Origin of the sequence: Streptomyces yokosukanensis (genome assembly GCF_001514035.1) — a bacterium.
GTDB lineage: Bacteria > Actinomycetota > Actinomycetes > Streptomycetales > Streptomycetaceae > Streptomyces > Streptomyces yokosukanensis.
Genome location: NZ_KQ948220.1, coordinates 166,359 through 181,280 on the forward strand (window position 1 = coordinate 166,359; position 14,922 = coordinate 181,280).

Below are 14,922 nucleotides of genomic sequence, written 5' to 3' on the forward strand. Positions count from 1 at the left end.
AGCTCAACCACCTTCGTTCACGCGGGTGTTGATACGGGCGATCTCGGCCACCCACTGCCGACGCTCGGCGTGGGTGAGGCCGAGGACCTCCTCGCGCTGCCAGTGGAAGTGATAGGCGATGTACGCGATCTCCTCCCGCAGCCGGGGGAGTGCGTACGTCACGATTCCCCCAGGCGCCCACCCGAGAGGTCGACCTCGAAGCCGCCCTCGCAGTGCGGGCAGGTCACCGCCGCGCGGGTGTGACCCTCGCTGTTGACACGGCGGTAGAAGTCCTGGAGGAACGCGACATCGGTGGCGTACATCCGCTCCACGATCCCCGCGTGCACATCGGTGATGGTGCCGAGCCGGGTGATCACCTGGCTCAGCAGCACCACGCTCAGATACGCCGGGTTCTCCTTGACCCGCAGATCGATCTGCGGGCGCAGTTCGTCCCGGGCGGTGGCCAGACGCATCGCGCCGTGCCGGTGGAGCGTGCCCGCCTCGTCTACGTACCCGCGCGGCAGTTCGAACTCGAACTCCGTGCGCAGCCCGTGGTCCCGAGGCGGAGCGGGGCGGGCCGGCGGAGCCTGGGGCTCGGGCTGCTCGGCCGCTTGGCCGGCCGGCGCCGTCGCCTCCAGGAACTCCTCCAGATTGCCCGCCGTGACGGTACGGCGCCTCATTCGACGACGATCTCCTCGAACACGATCGTGACGGTCTCGGTTGCCGCGGAGGACTCGCCGGCCTTGAGGGAGGGGCCCTCCCACTTGGAGGCCCAGCCGTTCATCAGCTGGATACGGCGGACCGTCTCGCCCTTGGTGTCCTTGATCTCGATCGTCAGGTTCTGCCGGGCGGTGTCGACGGCGCCGTTGTTGAGCGTCTCCTTGATCCACTTGGTGAACTCGCTGCTCTTGTCGAGTCCCCGCGTGATCGTGATCTCACCGGCCTGCCGCGCTCCGGGCTGCTTCCGGATGATCTGCTTGCCCGTCGACGTGACCTGCTTTACCTCGACGACCTCCTCCTCGACGGAGAACCCGCTGATCTCCTGGATCGACTCGACCATGTATCCGCCGAGTTGCACGCCGAAGACGTGAGTGGAAAGAGCATCGCCCTCTGCCATGACTGTCTGTCACCTTTCCTTGGCTGACCCGCGGGTCACTCGTCGATGAGGCTGGTGCTGTCGGAGAACTGGGCCAGCCGGAACACCACGAACTCGGCGGGCTTGACGGGCGAGACGCCGATCTCGCAGACGACCCGACCCTGGTCGATGGAGGTCTGCGGGTTGTTGTCACGGTCGCACTTGACGTAGAACGCCTCTTCGGCGGTACGTCCGAAGAGCGCGCCCCGGCGCCATTCCTCGGTGAGGAAGGCCGTGACGTTGCGCCGGATGCTCGACCACAACCGGTCGTCGTTCGGCTCGAAGACCACCCACTGGGTACCCAGCAGGATGGACTCCTCGAGGTAGTTGAACAGACGGCGCACGTTCAGGTAGCGCCAGGCCGGGTCGGAGGACAGGGTGCGAGCGCCCCAGATCCGGATGCCGCGGCCGGGGAAGGCGCGGATGCAGTTCACGCCGATCGGGTTGAGCAGGTCCTGCTCGCCCTTGCTGAGCCGGACGTCCAGGTCGACCGCGCCGCGGATCACCTCGTTGGCGGGCGCCTTGTGCACGCCGCGCTCGGCGTCGCTGCGCGCCCACACGCCCGCGATGTGACCGCTCGGCGGAACCGTGGTGTTGCGGCCGGCCGCCGGGTCGAAGACCCGCACCCACGGGTAGTAGAGGGTGGCGTACCGGGAGTCGTAGCCCGCCTCCTCGTTGCGCCAGTGGCGGACCTGCTGGGCGGTGAGCCCGGGCGGGGAGTCCAGGACGGCGACCCGGTCACCCATCTGCTCGCAGTGCGAGATGACCGCGAGCTGGACGGTGCGCACACCCTCGGCATCGATGTCGCCCCGCTGGTAGGCGCCCATCAGGTCGGGGACCGCGACCATGGTGATCTCGTCGATCGACTCCAGCCCGGCGAAACCGGTCCGGGCGGAGGAGTCGCCCACATACTCGGCCGGGTCCAGCCGGGACACCGAGCCGGAGCCGGGCACCGCGGGCGCGGCCTGCGCGTCGGGCACGGCCACCGTCTGGCTGGCCGGCCGGGTCTGGCCGGCGTCACGCTGCTCGGTGACCTCGACGAGCTTGGAGGCGCGGAGCTGGGTGACCACATAGCCCTTGACGTTCTTGCGGGTGGAGACGTCGTACGTCTCGACCACCTGGTCGCCCTGGCGGACCAGCAGCTTGAAGCGGTCCTCCGGCGGGTTCTCGCCCTCCGCGTCGGCGACCTCCACCGACACTCCGGAGGCACCGGGCCTGGCCGTGATCTGGAACCCGCCCAGCATCACCGGCTCGACCGGCTTGGCCTCCCGGTTGCCCCGGCCGCCGTTCGCCGCCGAGGCGGAGGCGCCGGCGGCGGAGCCGCCGATGCGCACCACGTAGGCCGCACCGCCACCGTTGGAGAAGTAGCCGTACACGGCGTGCGCGAGGTAGGTCCCCTCGGTGAAGCCGCCGAACAGCTGGGTGTACTGGTCCCAGTTGGTGACCAGGGTCGGCTCGTGGAAGGGGCCGCTCTGGGCGAACCCGACGAATGCGGCGACGGCGGTGCCAACCCCTTCGATCGGGCGGGCACCGGACTGCACCTCCTCCACATACACGCCTGGGGTGAGGTACGTCGGCATGCTCGCTCCTTCACGTTCCATAGGTCACCTGCGTCGATGCCGAGTCTCCGAGGCGGGTCCCACCCGGCGACAGGGGCACGGGTACCTTGCCGGGGGCAATCGCACTGCCTTTCCGGACGCCCGCGCGGGCCGCAGGGGAAGGAACCCCCGAGCCGGGCCGGGCCGGTCCGGCGCGCCGCCGGCCGGCCAGGGTGCTCAGGCGTCGAGGACGTCCGCCAGATACGGCCCGAACTCGCTTTCCAGGACCAGCCGGCCCAGCTTGCGGTACTCCTGCACCACCGCCGTCACCAACTGCCGCATGGTGAGCGGTCCTTCGGACTCGGCGGCCAGATAGGCGGCGCTGACCGCACAGGCCCGGATGGAGCCGCCGGCCAGCTCGAAGCGGTCCGCGCAGAAGCCGAGGTCCAGGTCGTCGGCGCGAGGCAGCCGACTGCCCAGACACCGGTCCCACAGGGCCAGCCGCTGTGTCGCGTCGGGCATCGGGAACTCCGCCACCACGTCGAGCCGGCGGGTGAACGCCTCGTCCAGGTTGGCCCTCAGATTGGTCGTCAGCACGGCGATCCCGTCGAAGGACTCCATGCGCTGCAGCAGATACGCCGACTCGATGTTGGCGTGCCGGTCGTGCGCGTCCTTCACCTCCGAGCGCTTGCCGAAGATCGCGTCGGCCTCGTCGAAGAGCAGGACCGCGTTGACCGCGGACGCCTCGGTGAAGATCCGCTCCAGGTTCTTCTCGGTCTCGCCGACGTACTTGTCGACGACCGTGGACAGGTCGACCACGTACAGGTCCATGCCGAGGTCGGCGGCGACCACCTCGGCGGACATCGTCTTGCCCGTGCCCGACTCGCCCGCGAACAAGGCGATCACACCGCGTCCCCGGCCGCCGCCGGGCCGCATCCGCCACTGGCCGAGCACCTGCTCGCGATGGCGGGCACGCACCGCGAGTTCACGCAGCCGGCGGTGGGCCGGCGCAGGCAGCACCAGGTCGTCCCAGCCGACCGCCGGCTCCACCCGGCGGGCCAGCCGCGCCAGCCCCGCGCCGTTCTGCGCGCGTACGGCGGCTCTGAGGTCGTCGGGCGAGACCGGGCGGCCCGCGAGCGCGGCGGAGCGCACCGCCGCGCCCGCCGCGCGCCGCAGCTGTCCGCCGTCGAGCCGGTGCGCGGCCACCGCCTGGGCGAGGGCGTCGGTGTCGCCCTCCACGCGGCCGTCGGTGTCCGCCAGGGCCAGGGCGTGCCGCCAGCGCACGGCCTGCCGCTCGGGGGAGGGCGGGGTCACCGGCAGCACGACCGGGGTGTCGACCGCCCATGCCGGGTCCCAGCCTTCCCCGCCATGGGTGAGCAGCGGGATGCCGCGCAGTGCCGTGCACAACGCGTACAGCGTGCGGGTCCGTTCGGCCGGAGCCGCGGGCAGCGCCTCCAGCGGGCCCAGCACGACACCGGAACCGGTGAGGCGGGCTTCCAGCGCCGCGACCCGGGCGAGCGCGGGCACATCGCCGGAGCGCCGGGCGAGTGCGGCGGCGTCGAGGACCAGCGCGCCCAGCCCTGCCGCGTGCAGGGCGGCCGTGGCGAGCCCCGGCGCGTCACCGCCCCGGTCGAGCAGATGCACCAGCCCCGTTCCGGAGCGGGCGGCCCGCGCCGCGCGGTGCACCTCGTCCGCGTCGGCCGTCGGGTCGTCGGCGGCCTCGGTGAGCACCCCGGCGAGCCGGGCGTCCGGCTCCGTACCGCCCAGCAGATGGGCGGTCACCCGGTCCGGCACCGTGAGCACCCGCGACAGCGGCGGCCGGTCCGGCTCGGCGACCTCCACCAGTCCGCCCGCGAGCAGCGGTGCGCCCGGGGAGAGGCAGAACCGGGCGGCCGACGCCGACGGCAGCCCGCACAGCTCCAGCGCGAGTGCGACGGTGGGCCGACGGCGGGTCAGATCGTCGTTGAGGTAGCCGTAGAGCCGCTCGAAACGGGCGTCCAGATCCGGGGCCAGCGCGACCAGCAGCAGATCGGCGTCCAGCGGTGACAGGCCGAACCGCGCGGCGAGCGCGCCGAGCACGGATTCGGCCGGCAGCGGCAGCGGATCGTGCCCGGGTACGTCGAGCCCGCCCGGCTCGTTCAGGATGCGCTCCACGGCCTCGGGGGAGAGGTACTGGCCGCGGTAGGGGTCGTCGGGATCGGGGTCGACGGCTCGGCGGGCCGCCACCGCGCGGCGGACCCGCTCCTCGACCAGCCGCAGCCGAGCCCACAGCGGATCCGTGCCGACCACGGCGACGACATCGGCGGGGTACGTCACGGCTGGCGGTCCCCTCTGCGGCGCCGGGCGGGCGCCGGGCGCCGTTCGCGCGGACCGGCGAAGCCGTCCGGACCCGGGTCCTCGACGCCGTCGTAGCGCAGTCGGCGCCCCGGCACCGGATCCCCGTCCTGCCGGTGGTCCGTGGCACGCACCACGAGCCCCTCGGTGACCGGCGGCGCGGCGGCCCTGCTCACCCCGGCGAGCGGCGCGCGCACCCGCAGCCCGAGCGACGCCTTCAACTCGCCGCCCAGCGCCGACCACACATCGGAGGCGGCCGGGCCGTCGGGACCGGATCCCGCGGTGTCCAGCGCCACGGTCAGACCCAGTTCGGCCAGCGAGCCCGTGAGCAGCCGCTCCGGCAGCGCGTCGACGGCCACCAGCGTGGCCAGCACCTGCGACAGCAGCCGGTGCTCGTCCTGCGGGCGGCTCGCCCACGCGGTGACGAGGTACGTCAGCTCGAACCAGCGGGGCGGGGTGCGCCGTGCCACCACGTACCCCTCCGCGTCGTACACCTCTCCGGCCCCGCTGCCGCGCCGGCTCGCGTCCTCCCGGATGTCGTACAGGAACACGCAGACGGTGGGGGCGTTGCGGCGTGCGGCCCACTCGCGGGTCGGCGCGTCGAAGACGATCTCGACTCCGGACGCCTCCAGCCCGGACCCGGCGAGCAGGCCGCGCAGGCCCTCGTCGACCTCGTGGATCACCGGCGGGTCACCTCGTCCGGCGGCTGCACACTGCCGTTCACCACGAGGAAGTCGGTCTTCACCGGGGAGAATCCGGGCCCGCGCGCGGTGATCGTCCGCGGACCGGTCTGGTCCTTGGTGAGGATGAGCAGCTGGCCGATGAACGTGCCGTCGGGCTTGGGCACGGTGGGTGCCGCCGCGGCGGTGATCCCCGGCTTCCAGGTGAAGCGCACCGGGACGCCCGGCGGGAAGTCCTTGCCGCGCACCGAGGTGACGAAGCCGGGCTTGCCGATCGGCGGGACGGCGACGATCCGCGGCTGCAGGATCCGCAGTGTCGTGTGCGTCTTGTTGTCGCGCCGGTCGGCGTCCGTGCCGGTGGTGGTGAGCACGCCGGTGACGCGGCCGGTCAGCGCGTGGTCGGGGGAGAGCACCACCCGTACGACGGTGGAGTCACCGCGTCCGAGGTCGGGCAGCGCGCACACCCAGTGGCCGTCGCAGCCGGGCGGCGGCCCGCCGTTCGGGATCCCGGCGGGCAGCCCGATCCGCAGCCGCAGTCCGGTGGCCAGCGCGTTACGGCCGTTGCGCACGGTGTACGTCACCACGACCCGGCCCCCGACATAGCCCGGGTTGGGCTGGGCGGTGACCCGGACGCCGGGGCCTGCCTTCGGGGCGGGCGGTGTCGGAGTCGGCGTCGGCTTGGGGGTGGGCTTGGGCGTCGGAGTCGGCGGGGTCGGAGTCGGCGGGGGCGTCGGCGGGGTGGCCTTCTGCACCGGCACCACGGTCCGGGCGCTGTTGTCGTCGGGCTGCGGGTCGATCACGCTCCCGGTGACCGACCAGTCCACCGGCTGGTCACCGACGGTGAGACCGGTCAGCGTCACGGTCACCGGCACGGTCGTGCCGGGCGGTACGACCCCGATGTCGCACTGCAGGGATGCGGCGTCACAGGTGCCGCCCGGTCGGCGGATCCCGGTCACGCTCACCCCGGCCGGCGGTGCGATGGTCAGCCGGGTGCCGGGCGAGGCGGCCGGGCCGTTGTTGACCACGTCGACGCGGACGTCGGTGGAGTGGCCGACGGTGACGTCGGGCGCCGTTCCCGGGGCGTGCACGGCCAGGTCCACCGACTGCTGGACGCCGGGCTCCTTCTGGCGCCCGGGCAGCTCCAGGGTGAGCGGTGTGTCGCCGCCGGTGGCGACGTTCAACAGGTGCAGTTTCTCCGGGCAGTTGACGGGCGCGTCGGTGCGGGAGCTGTACACGATTCCGTTGCCGTCCGCCGTCCAGGCCGCGTCGCGCGGCTGGTGCGGGCCGGTGACCGTGGTGTCGGGCAGCTCCTGGTGGCAGGCGTCCGCGGTGTTCCGCGCCGACTCGGGCAGCAGCACCCGGCAGCTGTCGCCGGACAGCGAGGTGACCAGAAGTCCGTTGCGCTCGTTGACCTGGCCGCCGCCGCCGTCCTTCCGGTTGAAGGCGATCTGCGTGCCGTCCGGGGAGAACGCGGGGCTGTCGTCGATGACCGCGCAGTTGCCCGGGCACACGGACGCACTCAGGTCACGCTGCTGGCCGAGGTTGTTGACCGGCACGGTCCATATGTGCTTGTTGCCGCCGCCCCCGTCGATCGTCATGTTGCGGGTGAAGGCGAGGGTGGTGCCGTCGGAGGACCAGGTGGGCTGGGCGTCGCCGCCCGTCTGCTGCCCGGCCGGCGGAACGATCTCGTGCACGATCGCACCGGTCGTCGCGTCGGCGACGAGGATCCGGCCCGGACCCGACGCGGAGCCGACTCCGCCCGGCGAAGTCCGTGTGAAGGCGATGAACTTGCCGTCGGGCGAGAACGTGGGGTCGGTGTCCCAGTCCTTCGGGCCGCGACCGGCCAGCGGCATCGGCGCCGGGTTGGTGCCGTCGGCGTCCACCGTCCAGATCCGCTCGATCCGGTTGTCCTTGTCGCCCTCGAAGCGGGTCACCACGATGCGGCGGCCGTCCGGGGTGTAGTTCTGCCGCTCGGTCCACGGGTCGGACCCGGGCGCGGGGTTGAACAGCGGATCCTTGGTCGGATCGGTGTTGGAGTCGGCGGCCGGGTCCTCGTTCAGGATGGTCACGCCGAGGTCGCGCGGGTCGGCACCGTCCATCCGGACGTCCTGGAGGCTCACCACGTGCTCTCCGTGAAACCCGTTCGGGTCTTCGCTGCCCTTCGCCGTGGTGCGGTCCACCACGACGTAACCGCCGTTCTGCGGGCCGACCCAGGTCGGCACGCCGACCTGGCGGTCCTCGCTGAGCACCAGGGTCGGCCCGGCGGCGGGGTTGTCCACCCGGTACACGTGGTCCCAGTCGCCCTTGCAGCCACAGGTGCGGTCCGGGCTGAGGAACAGCACCCCGGCCCCATCGGGCAACCAGGCTGCCCCATGGGTCCGCCAGTCGGTCGGCGTGCCCGTCAGCAGCGGCTGGTCCCCGGCCGGGCCGCCGGTCACCCGCAGCCGTGGGCCGGCCGAGTGGTCGGCGGGGGTGGAGGTGTACGCGATGAGGTCCCGGTGCGCGTCGTCGTTCACCGGGTTCCACACGGGCTCCGTCGCCGTGTTGCCGAGCGTGTTGGTCACCCGGGTCGCGGCGCCGCCGGCCAGCGGCTGCACGTAGATCTGACTCCCCAGCACCGGGTCACTGTTGGAGGAGTAGGCCAGGCGCTGCCCGTCCGACGACACCGTCGGGCACTCCTCGTTCGACGGGGTGTCGGTCAGCCGGGTCAGGCCGGTTCCGTCGGTGTGGACCAGCCACAGGTCGCGCTGCTTCTTGCCGTTCGGGCCGCCGGGCTCGGCCGAGTCGAAGACCACCGACTTGCCGTCCGGCGTCAGCCGCGGATGTGCCGCGTCCCGTCCGCTGGTCAGCTTGCTCACCGAGCCGTCGGGGGCGCGCAGATAGATCTGCGGATTGCGCTCGTCGCGGCGGCTCGCGAACACCACCGTGTCGCCCAGCGCGGACGGCTGGACGTCGAAGTGCGCCGGGCCCGTGCCGAACAGCGGTTCGCTGTCGCTGTCGCTGACCACCTTGCCGAGGCTGCGGTGGCCGGTGCCCGCGTACGCGATCCGGGTGGCGGAGGGCGTGGTCGCCTTCGGCTGGGCCTCGGCGCTGCCCGGCCCGGAGGCCGCCGTCACCGCGAGCAGCGGGACCAGCAGGAGCAACGACGCGCCGAATCTCCCCAGCCGACGCTGCTCGCCGGGGCCAGCGGTGCCGTTCACGGTCCACCTCGCAGTCTCAGAACACCAGGGTTGCCCCGCCACTTTGCACCCGCGCGAGCGTCGCGCGGCAGGGCGGCGGGGCCGTGTCCGGGGGAAGCACCGGATGCGCTTTCGGGCAACACCGTGGTGCCGGACCGCCAGTGGCGTGACCTCAGATCAGGCCGTTGCGCAGTGCGTAACCGACGGCGTGCGCCCGGTTGCGCAGCTGCAGACGCGTGGTGATCTCGTGCAGCACGTTCTTGACGGTCCGTTCCGAGTACGACGTCTTCTGCGCGATCTCCGTGGTGTCGAAACCGTCCGCCACCAGGCGCAGCATGTCCGCCTCGCGCGCGGTCAGCGTGGACAGGGTCAGACCGCGTGGATCGAGTGCCGCGCGCTGCAGGCTGCCGACATGGCTCAGCAGCTTGCCCAGCAGGTCTCCGGGGAGCACCCCTTCGCCGTTGGCCAGCGCGAGCACCAGATGCAGCAGCCGGTCCTGGTCGGCCTCGGTGCGCCGCAGCACCGCCGCGACACCGCACTCGATGACCCGCTGCAGCGCCGCGGACTCGAACGTGCCGACCACGAGCCCGGTCCGGGTACCGGCGTTGCGCTGCAACCGCTGCAGCAGGGCTATGACTTCGTCGTCCACGGAGTCGACGACCACGAGAGCCGTGTGCGCCCGGTCCGCGTCGGCGTCGTCGAGCAGCTCCACCTCGGGGCGCTGGCGGAGCTGGTGGACGACACCGATGCGCAGGACGAGGTCCTGGGCGTAGACGGCGACGGAGACCCGGCGCGGCCGACTGGTGGGTACGGCCTGTTGCTCTGTCGTGGAGAGGGACATGCAGGTTCCTGATTCAGTTGGTGGAGCGAAGGCGAGCGGAGGGGCAAGGGAGCCGACAAAGGGGACGGTGGCGGGGCCCGCGGAGGTTCGCGGGCGGGTCGTGGCGCGATCAACGGGCCTGCCGATCAGAGGAGTTGTCGTTGACCGTTCGGGGCATGTCGACTGCCCGGATGTTGCCCTCGCACCTCTCGTGGCCGTCCGAGCGCGGATTTACGGTCGTCCGGTGACGCCTTCTGCAGCCTCTTCCGGGCCTGGACTGCCCGGGCTCGACATGCCCGCCGTGACGGTGACGCCTGGTGGCACCGCCTCGACCCGTCTGACCGTCCGCAACGACAGCGACATCGTCGAGGCGTACACCTTGGAGGTCGTCGGCGACTGCAAAGCCTGGGCCACAGTCGAGCCCGAACGAGTCTCGTTGTACCCCGGCACCTCCGAGACGGTGACCATCCGGCTGGACCCGCCCCGCTCGCCGGAGGTCCGCGCGGGTGATGTGCCGCTGGCTGTGCGCGTACTGCCGGCCGAGCACCCCGAAGCCGTCACGGTTCCCGAGACGACGGTGCACATCGAGGAGTTCCACGAGCTGCGCACCGAGATCCTCCCGCGCCGCAGGCGCGGCTGGCTGCGGGGCCGCTACCGGCTGGCGGTGCGCAACGAGGGCAACGCCCCGGCCCGTATCGCCCTGACGCCGGAACAGCCGGGCGAGGAGCTGCGGTTCACGTTCGCGCCCGCCGAGTTCGCTCTTGAGCCCGGTGAGTCGGCGGAGACCCGGCTGCGGGTGCGCATCGGCAAGCCGGTCTGGTTCGGCAAGCCCGTGGTCTGGCCGTTCGCCGTGCGGACCACGGACGCCGCGGCCGCGGAGCGTGTCGAACGGCCCGGGGCCCTCGTACGGCCGCCGCTGGAAGCCGAGTTCGTCCAGATCCCGATCTTCCCCAAGTGGCTGCTGGCCCTGCTCGCGGCCCTGATCGCGTTGCTGGTCGCGTGGTTCGCCCTGGTCCGACCGGCTGTGCGGAGCGCCGCCAAGCAGGCCGCCGACGAGGTGGTCCAGCCGCGTCCCACGCCCGGCGGATCGCAGAACGGGCAGTCTCCGGGGACCGGTTCCGGCAAGGGATCCCAGCCGGGCGGCCAGGGTGCGTCGCCGGGCACCGGTGGTGACACCGGCGGCGGCGGGAACGGCGGCGGGAGCGGCGGCGGCCAGCAGAGTTCGGCCACGATCGACGTACAGACGTCCGGCGGGCAGGACAACACCGGTACCTATGTGGTGCCCAAGGGCAAGGTGTTCGGGATCACGGACATCGTCGTCGCCAACTTCCAGGGCGACGAAGGCGTCATGACCATCACCTTCGGCGACCGCAAGGTCACCACCATCGCCCTGGAGACCTTCCGCAATCAGGACTACCACTGGGTCACCCCCATCAAGATCCCCGAGGACGCCAAGGTGACCGTCAACGTGACATGCGCGAAGCCCGGTACGCCGGCGACGGGCCGGCAGGCGCAGCAGTGTCATGAAGTCCTGAATGTCAGTGGCGTACTCAGCGACATCACCCGGTGACGTCGTTCCCTCGAACATCGTTCGCCCCGTGAGCTGCGAACGGAAGAGGAGAGTCTAACTCCGTCCGGAAAACGACAGAGTGTCGATTGTAAACGGCATTTTTGAAAACGCGTCAGGGGCCCGGAATCCCGGGCCCCTTCGCCATGTCCGACGGATCCGAAGAGGGGCAGCTGCCGGACCGCAGTGGCTGGTTATCGCCGCTGCCGACATGCCTTGCAGCCGCGAAGTCATCGCGGGGAGACGTCAAGGTGACACGCCGGAACGGCGCTACGCGTCATCCGCCGTTCGCAGGACGGTGAACGCCTCGTCCAGCAGTGCGGCGAAGTCCTCGACCCTGCGTGACCCCGTGGCTTCGTAGCCGCGTGTGTGGGTGAGCAGGGCGCCGCGCACGGCGCCGACGGCGCCCCTGGCCAGGACGGAGGCGCGCAGGGCCCGTCGGCGGGCCGGCTCTTCGGGATCGTGCTCCGCGAAACGCTCCGCCAGCGCCGCCCCGATGCCGTCCTCGAACTCGGTCAGGACATGGGTGCGCCGGGTCTGGCCCGTCAGTGCGCGGGGCGGTGCGCCCACGAAGAGGATGGCGAGCCCGCCGTCGAGCCGGCCCGCGGCCGCCAGCAGGCTGTTGTGTACGGCGGCGAGGGGCGGTTCGCCGGCCGGCCGCCGGAGGATCTCCTGGGCGACCAGGGGGACGAAGTCGAGGATCTCGGCGAAAACGAGGTCTTCCTTCGAGGGGAAGTACCGGAAGAACGTGCGCTCGGTGACACCGGCCTCCGTGGCGATGTCCTTGACCGTCGTCTCCTGGAAGCCGCGCTCGGCGAACATGCGGGTGGCCGTCTGGAGCAGGGTGCGGCGCGTGGCGGCCTTCTTCCGGTCCCGCCGTCCCGGCTCAGGCTCCTGTGTCCCCTGCGTGCTCACGGGATCATCCTGCCACGCTCCGACCCGCTCGAATATGACATGAGCAGGCCAAGTGTCAGTCATGACACTTTATGTATTGTGTCAGTCGTGACATTTTTCGGTGACTGCTTGTGCCGCGGGCACTGAAGCCCTCCCCGCATGTACCGCTCTCTCCCGGCAAGACCCCTCAAGGAGCGCCCTTCATGGCTTCCCTGCTCTATCGGCTCGGCCGTGGTGCCTTCCGGCACCGCCGTGCGGTGTCGGCCGCCTGGCTGCTGGTGCTGACCGCCGTCGTCGCCTGCGTGATCACTTTCGGCGGCACCACCGACGACGAGTTCACCGTGCCGGGCTCACCTGCCCAGACCGCGATGGACACCCTCGGACGGGAGCTGCCCTCGGCGGCCGGGACCAGTGCCCAGATCGTCTTCGTCGCGCCCCACGGCCACACCGTCACCGAGCCGCAATACGCCCACGCGATCAGCTCCAGCATGGCCGCGGCGGACACCGCCCCACAGGTCGTCGCCGTGACCGACCCGGTGCACAGCAAGGTCATGTCCCCCGACCGCACCGCCGCACTCGGCCAGGTCCGCTACCAGGTCACCCGGGCCGGCCTGCACGGCGACAGCCTGACGGCGCTGGAGAAGACCACCCGGCCCGCGAAGGACGCCGGACTCACGGTCGAGGTCGGCGGATCCGCGTACGGCAGCGGCAAGAGCACCGGGCACACCAAGGAACTGATGGGGGTGGCCGTCGCCCTCGTCGTGCTCACGATCACCTTCGGCTCGCTGTTCGCCGCGGGCATGCCCCTGGTGACGGCGATCACCGCCGTGGCCGTGACCCTGCTGGGTCTGTCGGCGCTGACCGGCGTGCTGACCATCTCCAGCACCGCGCCGTCCCTCGCGTCCATGCTGGGCCTGGCGGTCGGCATCGACTACGCCCTGTTCATACTCTCGCGCCACCGCTCCCAGCTCGCCGCGGGCATGGACACCGAGGAGTCGGCGGCCCGCGCCACCGCCACCGCGGGCAGCGCGGTCGTCTTCGCCGGCCTGACCGTGATCATCGCGCTGTGCGGGCTGGCCGTCGTACGCATCCCGTTCCTCACCGTCATGGGCCTGGCCGGGGCCGCCGCCGTACTGATCGCGATCGGTGTCTCCACCACGCTCCTGCCGGCCCTGATGGGACTCGCCGGTGAGCGGCTGCGCCCGAAGCCGGGCTCGCGCGCCGCCCGCCGTGAGCAGGCCGCCCACAGCGCCGGGTACGGCGGGCGCGGGCCGCTGGGCGAACGCTGGGGCAGGATCGCCCTGCGCCGCCCGCTGCTCACCCTGCTGGCCGTCCTCATCGGCCTGCTCACCGTCGCGCTGCCCGCCCGGGACCTCCGACTTGCCCTGCCCGACAACGGCTCCGCACCGGCGGGCAGCGGGCAGCGGCAGACGTACGACACCGTCTCCGAGAAGTTCGGCCCCGGCTTCAACGGCCCGCTGCTGCTGCTCGCCGACACCTCCCGCGCCGACAGCGCGCAACAGGCCACCGCCGCCCTCGTGCAGGACCTGAAGGCCACCGACGGCGTCGCCGAGGTCGGCAGGCCGCAGACCGTCCCGCACCAGGACGCGGCCGTCATCCAGGTCGTCCCGAAGACCGGGCCCGCGGACGAGCGGACCAAGGATCTCGTCGAGCACATCCGCGACCAGGCGCCCGACTGGCGCGAACGGACGGGGGCGCAGGTGTCCGTCACCGGGACGACGGCCGTGAACATCGACGTCTCCGACCGGCTGGCCGGCTCGCTCGTCCCCTTCGCCCTGGTCGTCGTCGGCCTGTCGCTGCTGCTGTTGCTGCTCGTCTTCCGCTCGGTGGTCGTGCCGTTGAAGGCCGGCCTCGGCTTCCTGCTGTCGGTGGCCGCCACCTTCGGCGCGGTCGTGGCCGTGTTCCAGTGGGGCTGGCTCGCGAGCGCGCTCGGTGTCGCGGAGACCGGTCCGGTCGTCAGCATCCTGCCCATCCTGGTGATGGCGGTGCTGTTCGGACTCGCCATGGACTACGAGGTGTTCATGGTCAGCCGGATGCGCGAGGCGTACGTCCGGGGCGCCGAACCCCGCGAGGCGGTGCTGGCCGGCTCCCGCCACGCCTCCCGCGTGGTCACGGCCGCCGCACTGATCATGTTCGCGGTGTTCGCGAGCTTCGTCCCGGGCGGCAGCTCCATCCTCAAGCCGATCGCCTTCGCTCTGGCCGTCGGTGTGCTCATCGACGCCTTCGCCGTCCGTATGACCCTGGTCCCGGCCGTCCTCGCGCTCGTCGGCCGCGCCGGGTGGTGGCTGCCGAAGTGGCTCGACCGGCTCCTGCCCGACCTCGACATCGAAGGAGAGCGCCTGGCAGCAGCCCCCGGCCCCACCGATCAGGAGTCCCGGCCCGCCCCCGTGCCCACCGGGAGCGGACCGGGCGCACCCTGACCACGACCCAACGGCCGGGGCCCGCCGCACCTCTGGGCGGCGTGCCTCGGCCGAGCCGTGCGGGCGCTCTTCGCACGGGACGTCCGCCGCTCAGCCGTTGGGTACGGGCCATAGGTGTGCGGCATGGCGACGCCGCGCGGCGCGTACGCGGACATCCTCCGGTCCCGCGTCGTCTGCACACACCGCTCGTGGTGATCCCGGAACCCGACCACGCAGCCCGTACCGACACCCCAGCACGTCGTTCCATGGGACGGGGCTTTCCGTCGTAGCAGACTCAAGGGTCGATGCCCTGCCGTGTGCTCCGGCAGGGCATCGGTCGTCGGCTGCGGTCAGCAGTACAGGTTGCTGCCGGGGG

At 72.0% G+C, this 14,922-nt stretch carries 11 protein-coding genes; 2 read left to right on the forward strand and 9 right to left on the reverse strand.

What is annotated here, in order from left to right; genetic code table 11:
• Nucleotides 1-3: 3 nt before the first annotated feature.
• The 8 genes from AQI95_RS48110 to AQI95_RS32800 all read right to left on the reverse strand — a co-directional run bounded on the left by AQI95_RS48110 (nucleotide 4) and on the right by AQI95_RS32800 (nucleotide 9,686).
• The gene (locus tag AQI95_RS48110) at nucleotides 4-162 is read right to left on the reverse strand and encodes a DUF6760 family protein (RefSeq protein ID WP_167361978.1); all 159 of its coding nucleotides are present in this window, start codon (nucleotides 160-162) and stop codon (nucleotides 4-6) included.
• On the reverse strand, nucleotides 159-659 hold the full coding sequence (locus tag AQI95_RS32770) for a zinc-ribbon domain-containing protein (RefSeq protein ID WP_067132322.1): 501 nt from the start codon (nucleotides 657-659) through the stop codon (nucleotides 159-161). Before AQI95_RS32770 ends, AQI95_RS48110 begins: the two co-directional genes overlap by 4 nt.
• Nucleotides 656-1,096 carry a phage tail protein gene (locus AQI95_RS32775; protein WP_067132325.1) on the reverse strand — a complete coding sequence of 147 codons (441 nt, stop codon included), beginning with the start codon at nucleotides 1,094-1,096 and terminating at the stop codon, nucleotides 656-658. Before AQI95_RS32775 ends, AQI95_RS32770 begins: the two co-directional genes overlap by 4 nt.
• 35 nt (nucleotides 1,097-1,131) lie before the next feature.
• A complete protein-coding gene (locus tag AQI95_RS32780) occupies nucleotides 1,132-2,694 on the reverse strand; it encodes a phage tail sheath family protein (RefSeq protein WP_067132328.1) in 1,563 nt (520 codons plus the stop codon).
• A 195-nt stretch (nucleotides 2,695-2,889) separates the two neighbouring features.
• Complete coding sequence (locus AQI95_RS32785; protein ID WP_067132330.1) at nucleotides 2,890-4,968, reverse strand: ATP-binding protein; 2,079 nt, start codon at nucleotides 4,966-4,968, stop codon at nucleotides 2,890-2,892.
• Nucleotides 4,965-5,669 (reverse strand): Pvc16 family protein, encoded by a 705-nt coding sequence (locus tag AQI95_RS32790; protein WP_067132332.1) that lies wholly within the window; start codon nucleotides 5,667-5,669, stop codon nucleotides 4,965-4,967. Before AQI95_RS32790 ends, AQI95_RS32785 begins: the two co-directional genes overlap by 4 nt.
• Nucleotides 5,666-8,866, reverse strand: coding sequence for a TolB family protein (locus tag AQI95_RS32795; RefSeq protein WP_067132334.1), 3,201 nt, complete (start codon nucleotides 8,864-8,866; stop codon nucleotides 5,666-5,668). The genes AQI95_RS32790 and AQI95_RS32795 overlap by 4 nt, the downstream gene beginning before the upstream one ends.
• A gap of 151 nt (nucleotides 8,867-9,017) precedes the next feature.
• A complete protein-coding gene (locus tag AQI95_RS32800; protein ID WP_067132338.1) occupies nucleotides 9,018-9,686 on the reverse strand; it encodes a helix-turn-helix transcriptional regulator in 669 nt (222 codons plus the stop codon).
• Nucleotides 9,687-9,957: 271 nt separating this feature from the next.
• Between AQI95_RS32800 and AQI95_RS32805 the strand changes: the two genes are divergently transcribed.
• Nucleotides 9,958-11,235, forward strand: a complete 1,278-nt coding sequence (locus AQI95_RS32805) for a COG1470 family protein (RefSeq protein WP_067132341.1) — start codon at nucleotides 9,958-9,960, stop codon at nucleotides 11,233-11,235.
• Between the two features lie 267 nt (nucleotides 11,236-11,502).
• Here the strand turns inward: AQI95_RS32805 and AQI95_RS32810 are convergent, their stop codons facing one another.
• The gene (locus tag AQI95_RS32810; RefSeq protein ID WP_067132344.1) at nucleotides 11,503-12,147 is read right to left on the reverse strand and encodes a TetR family transcriptional regulator; all 645 of its coding nucleotides are present in this window, start codon (nucleotides 12,145-12,147) and stop codon (nucleotides 11,503-11,505) included.
• Nucleotides 12,148-12,329: 182 nt separating this feature from the next.
• Between AQI95_RS32810 and AQI95_RS32815 the strand changes: the two genes are divergently transcribed.
• Nucleotides 12,330-14,567, forward strand: coding sequence for an MMPL family transporter (locus AQI95_RS32815; protein WP_067132346.1), 2,238 nt, complete (start codon nucleotides 12,330-12,332; stop codon nucleotides 14,565-14,567).
• Nucleotides 14,568-14,922 lie beyond the last annotated feature (355 nt).

What these genes read in the sequence shown, in the direction of transcription:
- AQI95_RS32770 (WP_067132322.1), bottom strand. Translation starts at nt 659, where the DNA reads ATGAGGCGCCGTACCGTCACGGCGGGCAATCTGGAGGAGTTCCTGGAG.
- AQI95_RS32775 (WP_067132325.1), bottom strand. Translation starts at nt 1,096, where the DNA reads ATGGCAGAGGGCGATGCTCTTTCCACTCACGTCTTCGGCGTGCAACTC.
- AQI95_RS32780 (WP_067132328.1), bottom strand. Translation starts at nt 2,694, where the DNA reads ATGCCGACGTACCTCACCCCAGGCGTGTATGTGGAGGAGGTGCAGTCC.
- AQI95_RS32800 (WP_067132338.1), bottom strand. Translation starts at nt 9,686, where the DNA reads ATGTCCCTCTCCACGACAGAGCAACAGGCCGTACCCACCAGTCGGCCG.
- AQI95_RS32805 (WP_067132341.1), top strand. Translation starts at nt 9,958, where the DNA reads ATGCCCGCCGTGACGGTGACGCCTGGTGGCACCGCCTCGACCCGTCTG.
- AQI95_RS32815 (WP_067132346.1), top strand. Translation starts at nt 12,330, where the DNA reads ATGGCTTCCCTGCTCTATCGGCTCGGCCGTGGTGCCTTCCGGCACCGC.